At 68.1% G+C, this 16912-nt stretch carries 13 protein-coding genes; 6 read left to right on the top strand and 7 right to left on the bottom strand.

Annotated features, from left to right (window positions below):
* Nucleotides 1-53 precede the first annotated feature (53 nt).
* Together A7V84_RS13750 and pmbA are read right to left on the bottom strand one after the other, a co-directional pair.
* The gene (locus tag A7V84_RS13750) at nt 54-1256 is read right to left on the bottom strand and encodes a class I SAM-dependent methyltransferase (protein ID WP_025515547.1); all 1203 of its coding nucleotides are present in this window, start codon (nt 1254-1256) and stop codon (nt 54-56) included.
* Between the two features lie 165 nt (nt 1257-1421).
* Nucleotides 1422-2786, bottom strand: coding sequence for a metalloprotease PmbA (pmbA, locus tag A7V84_RS13745; protein WP_033534990.1), 1365 nt, complete (start codon nt 2784-2786; stop codon nt 1422-1424).
* A 58-nt stretch (nt 2787-2844) separates the two neighbouring features.
* Between pmbA and yjgA the strand changes: the two genes are divergently transcribed.
* Both yjgA and A7V84_RS13735 read left to right on the top strand, forming a co-directional pair.
* Nucleotides 2845-3396 (top strand): ribosome biogenesis factor YjgA, encoded by a 552-nt coding sequence (yjgA, locus tag A7V84_RS13740; protein WP_025515543.1) that lies wholly within the window; start codon nt 2845-2847, stop codon nt 3394-3396.
* A gap of 6 nt (nt 3397-3402) precedes the next feature.
* A complete protein-coding gene (locus A7V84_RS13735; RefSeq protein WP_025515541.1) occupies nt 3403-4068 on the top strand; it encodes an alpha/beta hydrolase in 666 nt (221 codons plus the stop codon).
* Here the strand turns inward: A7V84_RS13735 and A7V84_RS13730 are convergent.
* A complete protein-coding gene (locus tag A7V84_RS13730; protein WP_033534989.1) occupies nt 4065-6542 on the bottom strand; it encodes a bifunctional acetate--CoA ligase family protein/GNAT family N-acetyltransferase in 2478 nt (825 codons plus the stop codon). The two genes, A7V84_RS13735 and A7V84_RS13730, sit on opposite strands and share 4 nt — an antisense overlap.
* 136 nt (nt 6543-6678) lie before the next feature.
* On the opposite strand from A7V84_RS13730, the gene gltX reads away from it, so the two are divergent.
* Nucleotides 6679-8082: a glutamate--tRNA ligase gene (gene gltX / locus A7V84_RS13725; RefSeq protein ID WP_025515537.1), complete on the top strand. Its 1404-nt coding sequence runs from the start codon at nt 6679-6681 to the stop codon at nt 8080-8082.
* Between the two features lie 23 nt (nt 8083-8105).
* Here the strand turns inward: gltX and A7V84_RS13720 are convergent, their stop codons facing one another.
* The 3 genes from A7V84_RS13720 to A7V84_RS13710 all read right to left on the bottom strand — a co-directional run bounded on the left by A7V84_RS13720 (nt 8106) and on the right by A7V84_RS13710 (nt 10884).
* A complete protein-coding gene (locus A7V84_RS13720; protein WP_063491573.1) occupies nt 8106-9296 on the bottom strand; it encodes an MFS transporter in 1191 nt (396 codons plus the stop codon).
* Between the two features lie 61 nt (nt 9297-9357).
* Nucleotides 9358-9873: a hypothetical protein gene (locus tag A7V84_RS13715; RefSeq protein ID WP_081695060.1), complete on the bottom strand. Its 516-nt coding sequence runs from the start codon at nt 9871-9873 to the stop codon at nt 9358-9360.
* 129 nt (nt 9874-10002) lie between these two features.
* Entirely contained in the window at nt 10003-10884 is an 882-nt protein-coding gene (locus tag A7V84_RS13710; RefSeq protein ID WP_115638843.1) for a LysR family transcriptional regulator, read from the bottom strand.
* 95 nt (nt 10885-10979) lie between these two features.
* On the opposite strand from A7V84_RS13710, the gene A7V84_RS13705 reads away from it, so the two are divergent.
* Both A7V84_RS13705 and A7V84_RS13700 read left to right on the top strand, forming a co-directional pair.
* The gene (locus tag A7V84_RS13705) at nt 10980-11846 is read left to right on the top strand and encodes an alpha/beta hydrolase (protein ID WP_063491574.1); all 867 of its coding nucleotides are present in this window, start codon (nt 10980-10982) and stop codon (nt 11844-11846) included.
* Nucleotides 11847-12809, top strand: a complete 963-nt coding sequence (locus A7V84_RS13700) for a Bug family tripartite tricarboxylate transporter substrate binding protein (protein WP_115638842.1) — start codon at nt 11847-11849, stop codon at nt 12807-12809.
* Between the two features lie 71 nt (nt 12810-12880).
* On the opposite strand, the gene A7V84_RS13695 is transcribed toward A7V84_RS13700, so the two are convergent.
* Nucleotides 12881-13333: an Lrp/AsnC family transcriptional regulator gene (locus A7V84_RS13695; RefSeq protein WP_025515526.1), complete on the bottom strand. Its 453-nt coding sequence runs from the start codon at nt 13331-13333 to the stop codon at nt 12881-12883.
* A 125-nt stretch (nt 13334-13458) separates the two neighbouring features.
* Between A7V84_RS13695 and A7V84_RS13690 the strand changes: the two genes are divergently transcribed.
* Nucleotides 13459-16912: indolepyruvate ferredoxin oxidoreductase family protein (locus A7V84_RS13690; protein WP_063940008.1), on the top strand; the 3454-nt coding region annotated here is incomplete at its 3' end.

Below are 16912 nucleotides of genomic sequence, written 5' to 3'. Positions count from 1 at the left end.
ATAAGACGAAGGCCGAACTCGGACGCTGGCTATGCGCCCCCAGGTCCTCGATCCTAGGCCTCGCCCCCGCCGTCGGCATAGAGCACCAGCCCCCGTAGAGACCCGTCATGTTGACGCAGCCGCAAGCGTCTCCCGCCCAACGCGGCGAAGAAATCGCAGAGTTCGAAGACATCCTGGGGATAGCGGTCGGCGCTGATGCAGACCCGGCACTGGGGCCGCGCCACATGGCGCTGCGCGCCGCGCAGCACGGCCATCTCGCCGCCGCCCCCGGTATCGACCTTCAGAAGCGTCAGAGGCGTATCGATGAGGGTATCCAGGCGCACCTGCTCAACCCGATCGATGTGACTGGCCCGCTCCCCGCTCCAGGCGGCCTCGTCGTCCGGCGCAACGAAATGGGAACCGGCCGGATTGAGCGGGTCGGAGAAAAAACCGATCGTCTCGCTGTCCCTGTCGGAGGCAGCCATACGATAGGCCTCCAGAGGCAGGAAAAAAGGCAATTGCTTCAGCACTCCGAAGTCGAGGGCATCGGGCTCCAGCGCCCATAGCCGGGAGCGTTCCAGTTCGCCCACCAGGCCGGCAAGCTTGAGCACGTCCTGACCGCGTCGCGCGCCGACGTCAGCATAGACTTCACGCTGCCGGGGAATGAAAGAGTCGTCTGGATTGACCGGATTGAAGTAACGGTGCACGGCCGGCGTGATGCTGCGCAGCAGCGCGTGCCGGTCCAGCGCAAGATAGGCGCTCACACGGGCGCGCAAAACCCGGCGCGAGGCCGCGTCGAGCGTCTCGGCCAGGGCCAGAAAACGCGCCAGGTAGGCAAGCACGTATTCGCGCTCCTGGAACAGGGAAACACAGGTATGGGCTTCGTCTCGCGCGGCCAGCCAGACGAGGTAATCCACGCAAAGCCCCTGCAGAGGCCTCAGCAGCGCCTCCTCTTCGAGCGTGCCGTTGAGGGTCACCACGCCGATGCGTCCGGGCGCGGCCGATTGGGTACGCAGCACGTCCAGCAAGGAAAACTGCTGCTCCGACTCGGGCCACCCGGGATTTACGCGCGCCGGGCCGGCGGGCGGCGCACCGATGACGCAATACCCCATGAAGGCCGGATCGGCCCGCAGCCGCGCTCCGAAGCGGCGATGCAGCGCACGCGTGGCCGCAGCGGGGTTGCGCTGCGTGAACACATAAAAACCGTCCAACTGCTCGAAAAACGCCAAGCGCTCGTTGCCCTGACGCTGCAAGGCGGCCCAATCCTGCCGTGGCATAGCAAGCCCTCCATGACGGACGCCGCCACCCGGGCCGGAACTGGCCTGGGCCGCTGTGCGCCCTGTCACAAGGGTGGGCTTGCCACATCCACACCGTCTAGCAGGCGCGTCCCCGGACTGCGCCAGGATTGTCCGAGGCAGGATCTGCCGCTGGCGAGCCCGCCCTCAGACGCCGGCGATGGACATCTGCTCGATCAGGATGGAACCGGAGGTCTTGGAGCCGCGGCAAAGCGAGTCCGCTCCCACGGCGACGATCTGGCGGAACATATCGGCCAGGTTGCCGGCGATGGTGATTTCCTCGACCGCATGCTGGATTTCGCCATTCTCGACCCAGTACCCGAAGGCGCCGCGCGAATAGTCGCCCGTCAGGTAGTTCACGCCCTGGCCGATCAGTTCGGTGACCAGCAGGCCGGTGCCCAGCTTCTTGAGCATGGCGCGGAAGTCGTCCTGCGGGCGGGTCAGCCGCGAAGTCAGGGCCAGGTTGTGCGAGCCCCCGGCATTGCCGGTGGTCACCATGCCCAGCTTGCGCGCGGTATACGACGACAGGAAATAGCCTTGCAGGGTGCCGCCGCTGACGACATCGCGCGCCTCGGTGCGGACCCCTTCGTCGTCGAAGGCCGACGAGCCCATGGCCCCCGGGATATGGGGATCTTCGCGCACATCGATGTGGTCGGCGAAGACCGGTTTGCCCAGCGCATCGACCAGGAAGCTGGCCTTGCGGTAGAGCGCCCCGCCGCTGACGGCCTGGGTAAAGGCGCCCAGCAAACCCAGCGCCAGCGGCGCCTCGAAGAGCACCGGCGCGCGCACCGTGCGCAGACGGCGCGCCGACAGACGGGCCAGGCTGCGCTCGGCCGCATAGCGCCCGACCGCCTCGGGCGACGCCAGACGCAGGGGGTTGCGGTCGGAGGTGTACCAGTAGTCGCGCTGCATGCGCTCGCCACGCCCGGCAATCGGCGCCACCGACAGGCCGTGGCGGCTGTAGGCGTAGCCGCCCAGGAAGCCCCGCGTATTGCCCATGACGAACTGCCCTTCATAGGTATTGACGCCCGCCCCTTCGGTGTTGGTGATCTGGGGCGATACGGCGCGCGCCGCGCTTTCGGCGCGCAGGGCCATTTCGGCGGCCTGCTCGGTGCCGATGGCCCACGGATGGTGCAGCCCCATGTCGGGCTGGGCGGTGGCGAGCTTGTCGGCGTCAGGCAGGCCGGCCGCCGCATCGGCCGCCGTGTGGCGGGCGATATGCCAGGCGGCCTCGACCGTCTGGCGCAGCGCCGCCTCGGAAAAATCGGAGGTCGAGGCCGAACCCCGGCTCTGGCCGGCATAGACGGTCAGGTCAAGTGAGCGGTCGCGGGTCTGTTCGACGGTCTCGATGTCCCCCTTGCGCACGGACACCGACAGGCCCAGGCTTTCGGAGACTTCGGCCACGGCGTCGCTGGCGCCCGCCTGGCGCGCATAGGCCAGGACTTGCTCGACGAGTTCGGAAAAACGCGCGTGATTCGCGGCGATCGGCAGGGAGGAGGAGGTAGTGACCATTGCTGTCCAATTTGCGGAGACGGTTATCATAGCCAAGTCCGTCTTTTTGCAGTGTTCCATGAGCCTTCCCGATACCGAAATGTCCGCCGGCGACGACTTCGACGACAACGGCTACGACCGTCCCAGCAAATCCCAGATCAAGCGCGAAATGCACGCGCTCCTGGACCTGGGCAAGCAGCTGGTCGAACTGTCGCCCGAGCGCCTGCGCCAACTGCCCCTCGAAGAGCGCCTCTACGAGGCCATCCGCGATGCCCAACGCACCACGGCCCGCGAAGGCCGGCGGCGCCAGATCCACTTTGTGGGCAAGCTCATGCGCGACGCGCCCGCCGACGACATCCGGCGCCAGCTCGACATCTGGGAAAACGGCTCACGCGAAGAAACGGCCGCCATGCACCGTCTCGAGAGCCTGCGCGAACGCCTGCTCGACGATGACGCAGCCCTCACCGAACTGCTGACCCGCCATCCGGCCGCCGACGCCCAGCATCTGCGCGCCGTGATCCGCGCCGCACGCAAGGAAGCCCAGGCCAACGCCACGCTCAATCCGGGCCAGGAGCCGCAGCGCAAACAGTACCGGGCCCTGTTCCAGGCCCTCAAGACCCTCACGAGCTGACCCCCCATGACCCAGAACCTGCTCGACTGCATCGAAGTCGAAACCGCTCCCAACCCCACCCATGCCGTGATCTGGCTGCATGGCCTGGGCGCCGACGGCAATGATTTCGTGCCGATCGTCCCCGAGCTGGGCCTGCGCACGCCCGTGCGCTTCGTATTCCCGAATGCCCCGGTCGCGCCGGTGACCATCAACGGCGGCATGGCCATGCGCTCGTGGTACGACATTCTGGTGATGGATCTGGTGCGCCAGGAAGACGCCAACGGCATCCGCGCCTCGGAGAGCGCCATCCGCGCCCTGATCGCACGCGAGAACGCCCGCGGCATCCCGACCTCGCGCATCGTGCTGGCCGGTTTCTCGCAGGGCTGCGCCATGACGCTGCACACCGGCTTGCGCCTGCCCGAGACCCTGGCCGGCATGGTCGGGCTGTCGGGCTACCTGCCGCTGATCGACAGCGCTGCCGACGAGCGCCATCCCGCCAACGCCAACACACCGATCTTCCTGGCCCATGGCCTGTATGACCCGGTGGTGGCGCTGGCGCGCGCCGAAGCCTCGCGCGCCACGCTGGAGACGCTCGGCTACGCCGTGCAATGGCACACCTACCCGATGCCGCACTCGGTGTGCCTGCCCGAAGTGGCCGACATCGGCGCCTTCCTGCGCGACGTGCTGCGCTAAGCCCCCGCTGCGGCCGGCTCGTCGTCGGGGTCGGGCCGCAACGTCAGCCAGACGCGCCGCATGGAGGGATCCTCGGGGTCGGCGTCATTGGTGAACCCCAGCCGCGTCATCAGGGTCAGCATGGGCCGGTTCGACGACAGCACCAGCCCGTCGATGTACTCCAGCCCCTGCTCGCGCGCCGCCTCGATCAGGGCACTCATCAGTTGCCCGCCCAGGCGGCGGCGCTGCCAGTCATCGCCGATCACCAGGGCATACTCGGCCCCTCTGCCATCCGGGTTGCGCAGATAGTGCGCGAACCCGATGATCACCTCGCGCGGATGCCCCCGGTTGGCCGGATTGGGCACCTGGGTCGCCGCCACCAGGGCCAGCTCGCGGTGGTAGTCCACCTGGGTATAGCGGGCCACCATCCGCGGCGTCAGCTCGCGCATCATCGACACAAAGCGCATATAACGCGAGCGCTCGGACAGGCCCCGGATGAACTCCTGCAGCGGCTCGCCATCTTCGGGACGGATCGGGCGGATCACCCAGGGCGTGCCATCATCGAAACGACGCACCTGCACCAGGCGGGACGGATAGGGGTGAATCGCCATGTGGCGGTAGCCCGAGAGCTGGGGCGCGCCACAGGCGGGTGCGGCGGTCAGCGTCATGCGCAGGCCCGCGGCGCGCAGCTGTGACTCGCCCGCATACAGCGGGTCGATATCGAGCGACTCGATATCCGGCACCTCCGAGACCAGTTCCGAGACCTGCACCAGGGCATGCTGCAGCGCGTCGGTGGCAGCCACGCTCAGTTGCGGGGCAAGCACATTGCGCCATACGCGGCTGCGCTCCAGCAACTGGCGCGCCAGGAAAGTATTGAGCGGCGGCAGATCCATGCCCCGCCCCGGGCCGGACAGCACGGCATCGGGACCGCCCGCGCCAAAGCGCAGCACGGGACCGAAGCGCGCGTCGGTGCGCACCCGGATGGCCATGGGGCGCGACTCGGGCTCCAGCGGCCGGATCACCAGCGGATCGGCACGCAGCGGCACATGGAAGGCATCCAGCAGGCTGCGGCACTGGGCCGTGCTCAATTCGCGCTGTCCCTGGGCGCGCGCCTCGGCGATCACAGCCCGCGCGCCCTCCATATCCGGCAGCCGCCCTGGCGGCTCCGGCGGCTGGGTCTGCAGCAGCAACTGCTGGTTGTAGTGGTGGGTGGCCAGCACGCCGAAGGCGTCGGCCGCCGACTCTGGCGTGCGAAAAGCCGGCGTGCCGGCGTCATCGAGCATGCGCCGCAACGGCCGCATGCCGGCATCGCCCATGAAACAGCTCACCACGGGCTTGCGCGCCTTGGGCGCGATCTGGGCCAGCTGGCGTGCCACCGCGGGCATGTCGGCCAGCGCATCGGGCGCCAGCAGTACCAGCACGCCGTCCACGCCGTTGTCGCCGATCAGCGTGTCGAGCACCTGCTGCAGACGCTCGGGCGTGAGCGGCGTATAGGTGATGACAGGGTTGTCGCTGCGGGCGTCCGGCTCCAGGGCGGCGGCCAGCTCGCGCTGCGTGGCGGGCGAAAGCTCGGCGCGCAACACAGCCGCCTCCGGCCCGATCAGATCCATGGCCAGCTCGGGCGGGCCGCTGCCGTTGGACAGCAGCGCCACGCGGCGCCCCCGCGGGCGTCTTGCATAGCCCAGCACCTTGACGGCCGAGAACAGCTGCACGAAATAGCGTACCCGCACGGCGCCGGCCCGGCGCAGCGCCGCATCCAGCACGGCATCGGCCGCGCCCGGCTCATTGCGCCCGGCCTTGAGCACGATGACGGGTTTGACGCTGGCCGCCGCGCGCAGGGCGCTCATGAATTCGCGCGCAGCGCCAATATGATCGAGATACAGCACGATGCTGTCGGTGCGCGGATCGCTGGCAAGATAGTCCAGCACTTCCGACAGCCCGACATCGGCCTCATCGCCCAGCGATACCGCCAGCGAAAACCCGATATGCACATCATCGGCCCAGTCCATGACCGCCGCCATGATGGAGCGCGACTGCGCCACCAGCGCCACGCGCCCGGCACGCGCCAGCGTCGGATGCTGGCTGAGATTCAAGCCCGCGTGGGGCCGCTGCGCGCCGAAAGAGCGCGGCCCCAGCACCTGACAGTGATGCTCTTGTGACCAGGCCTGCACCAGCGCCATGGTGCCGCGCGGATAGGGGTCCGGCAGGGCATGCGGCAGCAGGATGAGCGCGCGCGGGGCCAGGGCGGCCAGGCGGCGCAAGGTTTCGGGCAGCACCGCCGGCGACACGCAGACCAGCGCCAGGTCCGGGCGCTCGCCATCGGCCAGCCCGTTGCAGCGTTCCGGCAGCCCGGGGGCCTCGCCCTCGGGGCAATCCACCAGGGTGCTGCGGGCGCGCAAGGCGGCCGGCAACACCGGGGCGGCGGGCAGGCTGTGATCGGCAATGATCAGCAACGAGCGGGGCTCGAAGAGTGGCGCAAGCACATGTCTAAGCATCGTGGACCGTCACTAATCTAAAATGCACTCATCGTAACAATACAACCTGGGCTTCTTCCACGGTGAATGGCGTGCCTGGCGCGCCGCTTTTCTTTTATGGACAGACGCCGCGGCCAACGCGGCGCGCAATCGGCATATGACATCCTCAAAACCTGTTCGCACCCGCTTCGCCCCCTCCCCCACGGGTTTCCTGCACCTGGGCGGGGCGCGCACCGCGCTGTTCTCGTGGGCCTTCGCCCGCCATCACCAGGGCGTGTTCGTGCTGCGCGTCGAGGATACCGACGTGGAACGCTCCAGCGATGCCGCCGTGCAGGCCATCCTCGACAGCATGGATTGGCTGGGCATGCAGCCCGACGAGGGGCCTTTCTACCAGATGAAGCGCCTGGACCGCTACGCCGAGGTACTGCAAGGCATGCTGGCCGCCGGCACCGCCTATCACTGCTACAGCACCCCCGAAGAAGTCGAGGCCATGCGCGAAGCCGCCCGTGCCGCCGGCCGCAAGCCGCGCTACGACGGCACCTGGCGCCCCGAACCGGGCAAGACGCTGCCGGCCATTCCCGAAGGCCGCAAGCCGGTCATCCGCTTCAAGAACCCGCAGCTTGGCGTGACTTCCTGGGAAGACATGGTCAAGGGCCGCATCACTTTCGACAATGAAGAGCTGGACGATCTGATCATCGCGCGCCCGGACGGCACCCCGACGTATAACTTCTGCGTGGTGGTCGATGACTGGGACATGGGCATCACCCATGTGATCCGCGGCGACGACCACGTCAACAATACGCCGCGCCAGATCAACATCCTGCAGGCGCTGGGCGCAGACGTGCCGCAGTACGGCCACGTACCCATGATCCTGGGCCCGGACGGCCAGAAACTGTCCAAGCGCCACGGCGCCGTCAACGTGATGGAATACGACGCCCAGGGCTATCTGCCCGAAGCCATGGTGAACTATCTGGCGCGCCTGGGCTGGAGCCACGGCGACGCGGAACTGTTCAGCCGCGACGAGTTCGTCGCCTGGTTCGACACCCGCAACCTGTCGCGTTCGGCCTCGCAATGGGATCCGAAGAAGCTGAACTGGGTCAACGCCCATTACATCAAGGCGCTCGACGCCGAGACGCTCGCCAGCCGCGTCGCCCCGCGCATCGAACGTCGTGGCGGCAACGCCCAGCGCCCCGACCTGGCCGAGATCCTCGCCCTCTTCAAGGATCGCGCCGAAACCCTGGAGCAGCTGGCCGACGATGCCATGCTGTTCTGCGGCCCCTATCAGCCGGCTCCCGACGAACTGGTGCAGCAGCACCTGACGCCGGCCGCGCGCGAGGCGCTGGCCGCCTTTGCCGCCGCGGCCAGCCAGACCGACTGGACCCGCGAGGCCGTGTCGGCCCTGATCAAGGCGCAACTGGCCGAACGCGGCCTGAAGATGCCGCAGCTGGCCATTCCGCTGCGCGTGGCCGTCACCGGCCGGGCCCAGACGCCGGCCGTTGACGCCGTGCTGGTCTTGCTGGGCAAGGACGAAGTGCTCAAGCGCCTGGCCAGCCTGGCCTGAGCGCCACGCCGCCGGCGGCCGCCTCAGGCGGCGGCCGGCCGCCGGCCCAGGGCCTGGGCGAACACCGCGCCCAACAGAGGCAGGCCCAGGGCCGCCGCGCCGAAGAGCGTCGCCGCCCCCAGGCTGTCCACCACCGCACCGGCCAGGGCCACGCCGGCCGCCTGCCCCAGGAACAGGCAGGAAGCGAACCAGGCGACCGCCGTGCCGCGCGCAGCCGGCACCATCTGGGTGGCATTGGTCTGCAAGGTGGCGTGCAGCAGGTAATAGCCAAAGCCGGCCAGCATGCTGGCCGGCACGCTCCAGCCCCAGGCCGGTCCCAGCAGATAGGCCAGAAAGGCCAGGCACAGCACCACGCCGCCGGCGCGCGCCAGGCCACGCTCGCCGAGGCGCCTCAGCACCGGACCGGCCACCACCGTGTACAACAGACCGCCGGCGGCATAGAGTGCCACCAGCGCGCCCGCCATGCTGAGCGAAACGCCGAAACGGTCATGCAGATAGGCCGGCGCAAACGCCAGCGTCCCGAACACCAGCAAACCCTCGATGAAAACCGTGGCCAGCACCACGCGCGCCCAGGGCGTGGCCCAGACGCGGCGCGCCTGCGCCACGAAACCCTGGCCGGCCTGTGGCGCCGGCGCCACCCGTCCGGCGGCTTCCTGCAGACGCACCTCGCGCCACAGCAGCACCCCCACCAGCAGGTAGCCCGCCACCAGGACATGAAACGCCGACCGCCAGCCGATGGTGTCGGTGAACAGCCCTCCGGCCAGGCTGCCGGCCGCCATGCCGAGAATGGTGCCGGTCAGAAAACGCGCCAACGTGGCCTGGCGGCGTTCATAGGGCACGTTGTCACCGATCCAGGCCATGGATAGCGGCACCACCCCCGCCCCGGCGGCGCCGGACAGCATGCGGCACAGCACCAGCATGTCCAGCGAGCCGGCAAAGGCCGCGCCGGCGCTGCCGATGGCGCAGGCAAAGGTGGCCACGCAAACCACGCGATACTTGCCATAACGATCGCCCACCGGGCCGAAGAACATCTGCAGCACGCCATAGGCGACCGCAAAGGCCGTCACGGCATAGGAGGCCTGCCCGGTCGAGATCGAGAACTCCTGGGCCAGTTGCGGCAGCATCGGATCGCAGATGCGAAAGGCGCTGGCGCTGACAAAGGCGGCCAACGCCAGCAGGGCGATGGCACGCCCCTCTGAATAGGTAGCGGACATGAGGACGGCAAGAGGACAGGGACGCCGCCGACCTTACCCCAATCGGGCCGCCGGTGCGAGACTACTGCGGCAGGCGATAGCCAGGCTTCATGCGGCGCGCAACGATCTGCTGCCCCTTGGGTTTCATTTCGCGCAAGGTCAGGCGCGCCGCCTCGGCCTTCACGAGCTGATAACGGGTTTGATAGATCGGATCTTCGATATCGACCGGTACACCGTTGGAACGGGTCGTCTGCAGTACATACACCCCGTCGGCCACCGACCAGCAACCGGTTTCGCGCAGGGCCGGGCGGATGCGCTTGCCGACCTTCATCTGGGTTTCATACGTCATCGAACCGTCAGCGGCCAGCACGGTCAGGGTCTGCAGCTCGCCGGCGAAGCCCTGCGGGCGCGAGACCGAATACCAGGTACCGACCAGGGGGCTGCCGGGCGACGGCGTGCAGACGACTTCCGTTGAAGCTGGCGGCGCCTGCTGCGCCTGCGCCGCCGGCTGCCGCTTGGCGCCGCTGCAGCCGGCCAACATGCCGGCCACCACCACCGCGCCGCCAACGGCACGCGCGAAGGACACATATGCGTACATCATCACTCTTCCTGAAAACCTCGCCTGGACATGGCGCCGAACGGCGGGCGCCTGCCGCGCCACTCACTCTAAAGACCCCCCGGATACATTGCAATGCAGCGGCATCGCGCGCTGCTTTTGCGCAACAGATCAAGGTTTCACAGGCACGCAAGGATGCCGCTGGCGCAGCAGTTCGGCCATGCTGGCCGCCGGCGGCGACAACGTTCGACCCTTCAGCCAGACCAGCCCCAGCTCGCGTTCGATGCGCGGCTCACGCAGCGGCACGAAGGCCAGCTCCGAGCCCGGCGGCACGCCCAGCCGCGCCAATACCGTCACGCCGACGCCGCGCGCCAGCATCGCCAGCAACGAGGTCATGTTGGAGACAAACACCGGACGTTGCTGCATGAAGGCCGCAGCGGCATGACCGGCCAGCTGACGATGCGCCACCGTGCCGATCAGCGGCAGCGCACGGATCTGCGCCCAGGTCACCGACTTGCGCGCCGCCAGCGGATGGTCGGCGCGGCAGACCAGGCCGAAGGCATCGCGCAGCATCGGCTCATAGGCCAACCGCCGATCATGCAGCACCTGACTGCACACTGCCAGCTCCGCCTGCCCGGACAGCACCATGCGCTCGATCCCCTCGGAGTTGTCATCGTAGACCTGCAGCTGCACGGCGGGATACAGCGCCTGATAGCGCTCGATCAGTTCGGGCAGCCAGTGGGTCGCGACGGTTGCCACCGTGGCCAGCCGCAGGATGCCGGCCTCGTTGCGGGCCATGCCGCCCAGCGCCCCGGTCACGCGATCGTGATGGGCCACCAGGTCGCGTGCCAGCGGCAGGCAGGCACGACCGTACTCGGTCAGTGTGACCCGCGCGCCGCGCTCGAACAGCGGCTGGCCCAGTCGCTGCTCCATTTCCTTGATCGACAGCGACAGGGCCGGCTGCGAACGATGGGCGCGCGCCGCGGCCAGGCCGAAGCTGCGCAGCTGCGCCACCCACAGGAAGTGGCGATAGTGCGTGATGGTCAGTTCCACGAGCCGGTCTGCCGCGATCGATTATTTGATTTACTCATCATGATATTTGAATAATAAAATTTTCTTATTCATCGCGGGCCCCTAACATGCCCGCCATGAATTTTCACCATCATCATCTCGACTTCAGCGGCTTCGACCGGCTGGCCGGAGCGCCGGCCGGCGCAGGCCGGATCTACCAGACCGGCACGCCCCGGCCCGGTCGGCCCAGCCTGCTGCTGCTGCCGGGCGCCTACCATGGCGCCTGGTGCTATGCCCATTACCTGCAATGCTTCGCGCAACGAGGCTGGCACAGCGTCGCGCTGGATTATCCCGGTCACGGTGCGCTCGCCGCGATGGCCGATGTGCGTCATGGCATCCGCGCACTGGCCGACAGCGCCATCGCCGCACGCCAGGCGATCGCCGGGCCCGTCATCGTGCTCGGCCACAGCATGGGCGCCCTGCCGGCGCTGCTATGCGCGGCCGCCACCGAGGTCAGCGGCATCGTGTTGCTGGCGCCCTCGCCCCCGGCCAATGTTCCGGGCGCCCAGGCGCTGCCGGCCGTCGCACCCGACGCCCTGCGCCCGCCGCCCACGGCCTGCGAAGTGCGCAGCCGCTTTCTCGCCATGCCTGAAGATACCGACGTGGCAGCCCTGCAGACGCGCATGAATCCGCAAAGCCCCCAGGTACTGAACGACCGTTATCTGTTGCGCGTGCCGGTCGATCCCACGCGCGTACGTGCGCCCGGTCTGTGCATCGAGGCAGGGCTGGACACCCCTGACCGTCATCCGCCCGGCCAGGATCGCGCCGTGGCGGAGTGTTTCGGTTTTGACTATCTGCGCTTGCCAGAGCAACCCCATTGCATGATGTACGGCCCTCGCTGGCAGGACAGCGCGGCCGCCATCCTCCAGTGGTGCCAGCGCCTGGCTCCCGCCCCGACCCGCCCGAGCCGCGCCGAGAATGCGGCCTCACCTCAGGAGACCTGAATGATCCCCATCCCCCGCCACCTTATTGCTTGCAGCCTCCTGGCGCTCAGCGCCACGGCAGGCGCTGCGCCATCCTGGCCGCAACGCCCCATCACCCTCATCGTGCCCTCCGCCGCCGGCGGCGCCGCCGATCTGACGGCGCGCACCTTCGGCCAGTATCTCGGCCGTCAGACCGGCCAGACCGTCGTGGTCGAGAACCGGCCCGGCGCCGGCGGCATCGTCGGCACAATGGCCGTCAAGAGCGCCAAACCGGATGGCTACACCTTCCTGCTGTCGACCAACTCCACCCATGCCGCCAACCAGCATCTCTTCCGGCAATTGCCATATGACGCCCAGCGCGACTTCGTGCAGATCGGCATGCTGGGCACTTTCGGCGCGGTCGGCGTGGTGGCGCCTGACAGCCCGTTCAAGACCGTGCCGCAACTGGTCGAGCATGCCCGCGCGCGTCCGGGCGAACTGTTCTTCGGCTATTACAGCTCGTCCTCACAGGTGCCGGCCGAACTGTTCAAACAGCGCGCCGGCATCGATGTCGGCGGCGCCGGCTACAAGAACATCACCCAGATCATCACGGACCTGCGCGGCAAGCAGATCGACTTCGCCTTCGTCGACTACCTCACCGCCCTGGGGCAGATCGGCGGCAAGGGCCTGCTGCCCTTCGCCGTAACCGGCCCGACCCCTGCGCCCATGTGGCCCGAGGTACCCACCATGGCCAGCTATTACCCGGACTTCTCGGTGGTCGGATGGATGGGCCTGTCGGCGCCGGCCGGCACGCCCGATGATGTGGTGCAGGCCATGAGCGCACAAATGCAGGCCGCGCTTCAGGATGGCGAGACGGTCGAGCGACTCAGCGCGCTGGGCCTGCAGCCGCAGGGCATGGACCAGCCCGCCTTTGCACAATTCGTGCGCGAAGACAGCGACCGCTGGAAAGACTGGATCGAGAAGTCCGGCATCCAGCCGCAATAACGCCTCCACGCTGCCCGGGGCCTCCTCTCTATCTATATAGAGGGGGCCGCGAGAATGACCCGGCGCGCGTCTCAAAGCGGCAGACGCACCTCGTGCTTGATCTCGCGCAGGGCCACGATGCTGCGGGTCTGGCGAATCCCCGGCAGGTTGAACAGAAAGCGGTGCAGAAAGCGGTCGTACTCGGCCGGGCTTTCGACCAGGATTTTCAGCAGATAATCGGAGTCGCCCGTGACCGAATAGCACTCCAGGATCTCGGGCGCATCGCGCACCGAACGCTCAAAGTTCTCGACGGTATCGGCCGAGTGTCGCTCCAGGCTGATCTGCGCGAACATGCAACCGGCCAACCCGACCTTGCTGCGATCCACCTGGGCGCTGTATCCCTGGATCACGCCGGCCCCCTCCAGCGCCTTGACCCGACGCCACACCGGCGCGGCCGACAGCCCGACCAGTTCCGAGAGCTGCTGTGCCGAAGCGCGGCCATCCTGCTGCAGGGCGCGCAGAATGCCGATATCGGTCTTGTCCATAGTCTCCGTCCTTATTTTGATGTCGAAACGAAACGTTCATTCCAAATTATAGGGATTTCACGATCCGATAACGCAATAAACCCCAAGCCTCGCGCTCCTATCATGATCGAAACTAAGGAGCTCTCATGGACGGCACCCGCGCGGCCCTTCCTCCCATCGATCACGATTACCAGCTGGCCGACAACCTGGAACGCCAGCAGGGCCGTATTTTCCTGACCGGCACCCAGGCGCTGGTGCGCCTGATGCTGGCGCAACGCCGCGCCGATCGCGAGCGCGGGCTGGAGACGGCCGGCTTCGTCTCGGGCTATCGGGGTTCGCCGCTGGGCGGCGTGGACATGGCCATGTGGAAGGCCAAGGCCACGCTGGATGCGCATCAGGTGCGTTTCCTGCCGGGCATCAACGAGGATCTCGCGGCCACGGCCGTGATGGGCACCCAGCAGGCCGGCGCACGCGCCGACCGCAAGGTCGATGGCGTATTCGCCATGTGGTACGGCAAGGGGCCGGGCGTGGATCGCGCCGGCGACGCCCTGCATCATGGGCATGCGGCTGGCGCCTCGCGCCACGGCGGCGTGCTGATGGTGGTCGGCGATGACCACACCGCCGTGTCCTCCTCCATCCCGCACGCCAGCGAAGCCTCGCTGGTGGGCTGGCACATCCCGGTCGTGCATCCGGCTTCCATCGACGAATACGAAACCTTCGCGCTCTGGGGGTGGGCGCTGTCGCGCTACAGCGGCGCCTGGGTGGCCTTCAAGGTCACCTCCGAATCAGTCGAGACCGGCCAGTCCTTCGAGGCGGCGCCGCCGGCGCATTTCGACATGCCCGAAGACGACGACGCAGCCGGGCGCGAATACAACGCCAGCGACTTTCTCTCGCCGGCCATCGAACTGCGCATGCAGCGCCGCCTCAAGGCGGTGGCGGCCTTCGCCGCCCGCCACAGCATCGACAAGCTGGTCTCGCCCGCCCCGGCTGCCGGCGTGGGCATCATCACGGTGGGCAAAGCCCACCTGGACGCGATGGAAGCGCTCGATCGGCTGGGCGTGGATCCAAGCCATGTGCGCATCTACAAACCCGGCCTGGTATGGCCGCTGGAACGCCAGCGCCTGCTGGAGTTCGCCCGAGGCCTGCAACACATCCTCGTGATCGAGGAAAAAGACGGCATCGTCGAGGCCCAGGTCAAAGATCTGCTCTACAACCTGCCCGAACGCCCCAGCGTCAGCGGCAAACGCGGCCTGGACGGCGAAACGCTGATTCCCTCGGCCGGGCAATTGCGCCCGTCGCTGCTGGCGCCGGGCCTGGCGGCCTGGCTGCGCCGCAGCGCCGGCCTGGCCTTGGGCAGCGGCACCGATGGTTTCAGCTGCCCGCAGCCGCTGGCCAACGACGCCGACGGCATGCGGCGCCGGCCCTATTTCTGTTCAGGCTGTCCGCACAACACCTCGACCCGGGTGCCCGAAGGCAGCCAGGCGCGCTCCGGGGTGGGCTGCCACTATATGGCAGCCTGGATGGAGCGCGACACCGCAGGCCTGACCCAGATGGGCGGCGAGGGCGTGGACTGGATCGGGCTGGCGCCCTATATCGAGACCCCGCATGTCTTTCAGAACATGGGCGAGGGCACTTACTACCACTCCGGCTACCTGGCCATCCGCCAGGCAGTGGCCGCGCGCGCCAACATCACCTACAAAATCCTGTTCAACGATGCCGTGGCCATGACCGGCGGCCAGCCGGTGGACGGCCCCATCTCGGTACCCCAGATCTGCCAGCAGCTGCGCGGCGAGAACGTGGCGCGCATCGTGGTCACCACCGACGAACCGGAAAAATATGCCGGCATCGATCTCGGCGCCGGCATCCAGGTGCATCACCGTCGCGAGCTCGACGCCCTGCAGCGCGAGTTGCGCGCCACGCCGGGCGTGACCGTCCTGATCCACGACCAGACCTGCGCCGCCGAGAAGCGCCGCCGCCGCAAGAAAAAAACCTTCCCCGATCCGGCCCGCCGGCTGTTCATCAACAGCGCCGTGTGCGAGGGCTGCGGCGACTGCGGCAAGCAGTCGAACTGCCTGTCCATCGTGCCGCTGGAGACGCCCTATGGCCGCAAGCGCGCGATTGACCAGTCCAGCTGCAACAAGGATTACTCCTGCGCCGAAGGCTTCTGCCCCAGCTTCGTGTCGGTCGAGGGCGGGCGCCCGCGCAAACAGCGCAGCGACGCCCGCAACGACTGGCAGGCGCGCCTGAATCTGTTGCCCGAACCGGCCTTCGAGCCGCTGCACGCGCCCTACCGCCTGCTGGTCGCAGGCATGGGCGGCACCGGCGTCATCACCATCGGCGCACTGGTTTCGATGGCGGCCCATCTGCAAGGGTTGTCGGCCTGCGTGCTGGACATCACCGGCCTGGCCCAGAAAGGCGGCACGGTGATCAGCCACATCCGCCTGGCGCCCGCCGGCGCAGCCCCTGGCCCGGCCCGCCTGGACTGGCAGCAGGCGGACGCCGCCATACTGTGCGACCCGGTCGCGGCGGTCGCGCCTGACGCCCTGGGCGCGCTGCGCCATGGCCATACGCGGGTGCTGGCCAACACCTATGTGGCGCCGGTGTCCGACTTCACGCGGCAACCCGATGTGCCCATGCGTGGCGAAGCGCTGCTGGAGAAGATCCGCCACGCCGCCGGCGCATCCCGGACCACGGCCCTGGACGCACATGGCGCGGCCCTCAGGCTGTTCGGCGACAGCATCCTGTCGAATATTTTCCTGCTGGGCTATGCCTGGCAACGCGGCGACGTGCCCCTGTCGCTGCCCGCCCTCATGCGCGCCATCGAACTCAATGGCGTGGCCGTGGCGGCCAACCGCAGCGCCTTTGACGCAGGCCGCCTGGCTGCGCATGAACCGCAGACGCTCGACTTCGCGCTCAAGCCGCCCGCCCAGGTGATCGCGCTGCACCGGCCCGAACGCCTGGAGACGCTGCTCGAACAGCGTGTCCAGGACCTCACCGCCTACCAGAACGCCGCCTACGCGATGCGCTACCGCAGCCTGGTCGAACGGGTCGCGGCACGCGAGCGCGAGCTCGGCGCAACCACGCCCAGGCTTGCGCTGGCCGTGGCGCGCGGCCTCTACAAGCTGATGGCCTACAAGGACGAGTACGAAGTCGCGCGCCTCTACACCGACGGCAGCTTCGCCACGCAACTGGCCGAACAGTTCGAAGGCGACTTCACCCTGCGCTTTCACATGGCGCCGCCGCTGCTGGCGCGCAAGGACCCTCACAACGGCGTGCCGCGCAAAATGGCCCTCGGCCCGCGCACCCTGAGCGCACTGCGCTGGCTGGCGCGCTGCAAGGGCATACGCGGCACCTGGGCCGACCCCTTCGGCCACACGGCGGAGCGCCGCATGGAACGTGCGCTCATCGGCGAGTACGAAAACCTGGTCCAGACCTTGCTGGCCCATCTGTCGGTCGACAAACTCGGCGCTGCGGCTACAATCGCTGCCCTTGCCGAAAGCATCCGCGGCTATGGCCATGTCAAGGCCGCCAGCGTGGAGCGTTTCCGTCAGGAAAGGGACCGCCTTCTGGAGGATTATGAAGCCCCCGCTTTTACCTCCC

Origin of the sequence: Bordetella trematum (assembly GCF_900078335.1) — a bacterium.
Taxonomy (GTDB): Bacteria; Pseudomonadota; Gammaproteobacteria; order Burkholderiales; family Burkholderiaceae_B; genus Bordetella; species Bordetella trematum.
The sequence above is the reverse complement of the archived record's forward strand: the minus strand, read 5'-3'. Positions and strand labels throughout refer to the sequence as shown.

Coding starts and splice junctions, on each gene's coding strand:
- A7V84_RS13750 (WP_025515547.1), bottom strand. CDS start 1,256: ATGCCACGGCAGGATTGGGCCGCCTTGCAGCGTCAGGGCAACGAGCGC.
- pmbA (WP_033534990.1), bottom strand. CDS start 2,786: ATGGTCACTACCTCCTCCTCCCTGCCGATCGCCGCGAATCACGCGCGT.
- yjgA (WP_025515543.1), top strand. CDS start 2,845: ATGAGCCTTCCCGATACCGAAATGTCCGCCGGCGACGACTTCGACGAC.
- A7V84_RS13735 (WP_025515541.1), top strand. CDS start 3,403: ATGACCCAGAACCTGCTCGACTGCATCGAAGTCGAAACCGCTCCCAAC.
- A7V84_RS13730 (WP_033534989.1), bottom strand. CDS start 6,542: ATGCTTAGACATGTGCTTGCGCCACTCTTCGAGCCCCGCTCGTTGCTG.
- gltX (WP_025515537.1), top strand. CDS start 6,679: ATGACATCCTCAAAACCTGTTCGCACCCGCTTCGCCCCCTCCCCCACG.
- A7V84_RS13720 (WP_063491573.1), bottom strand. CDS start 9,296: ATGTCCGCTACCTATTCAGAGGGGCGTGCCATCGCCCTGCTGGCGTTG.
- A7V84_RS13715 (WP_081695060.1), bottom strand. CDS start 9,873: ATGTACGCATATGTGTCCTTCGCGCGTGCCGTTGGCGGCGCGGTGGTG.
- A7V84_RS13705 (WP_063491574.1), top strand. CDS start 10,980: ATGAATTTTCACCATCATCATCTCGACTTCAGCGGCTTCGACCGGCTG.
- A7V84_RS13700 (WP_115638842.1), top strand. CDS start 11,847: ATGATCCCCATCCCCCGCCACCTTATTGCTTGCAGCCTCCTGGCGCTC.
- A7V84_RS13695 (WP_025515526.1), bottom strand. CDS start 13,333: ATGGACAAGACCGATATCGGCATTCTGCGCGCCCTGCAGCAGGATGGC.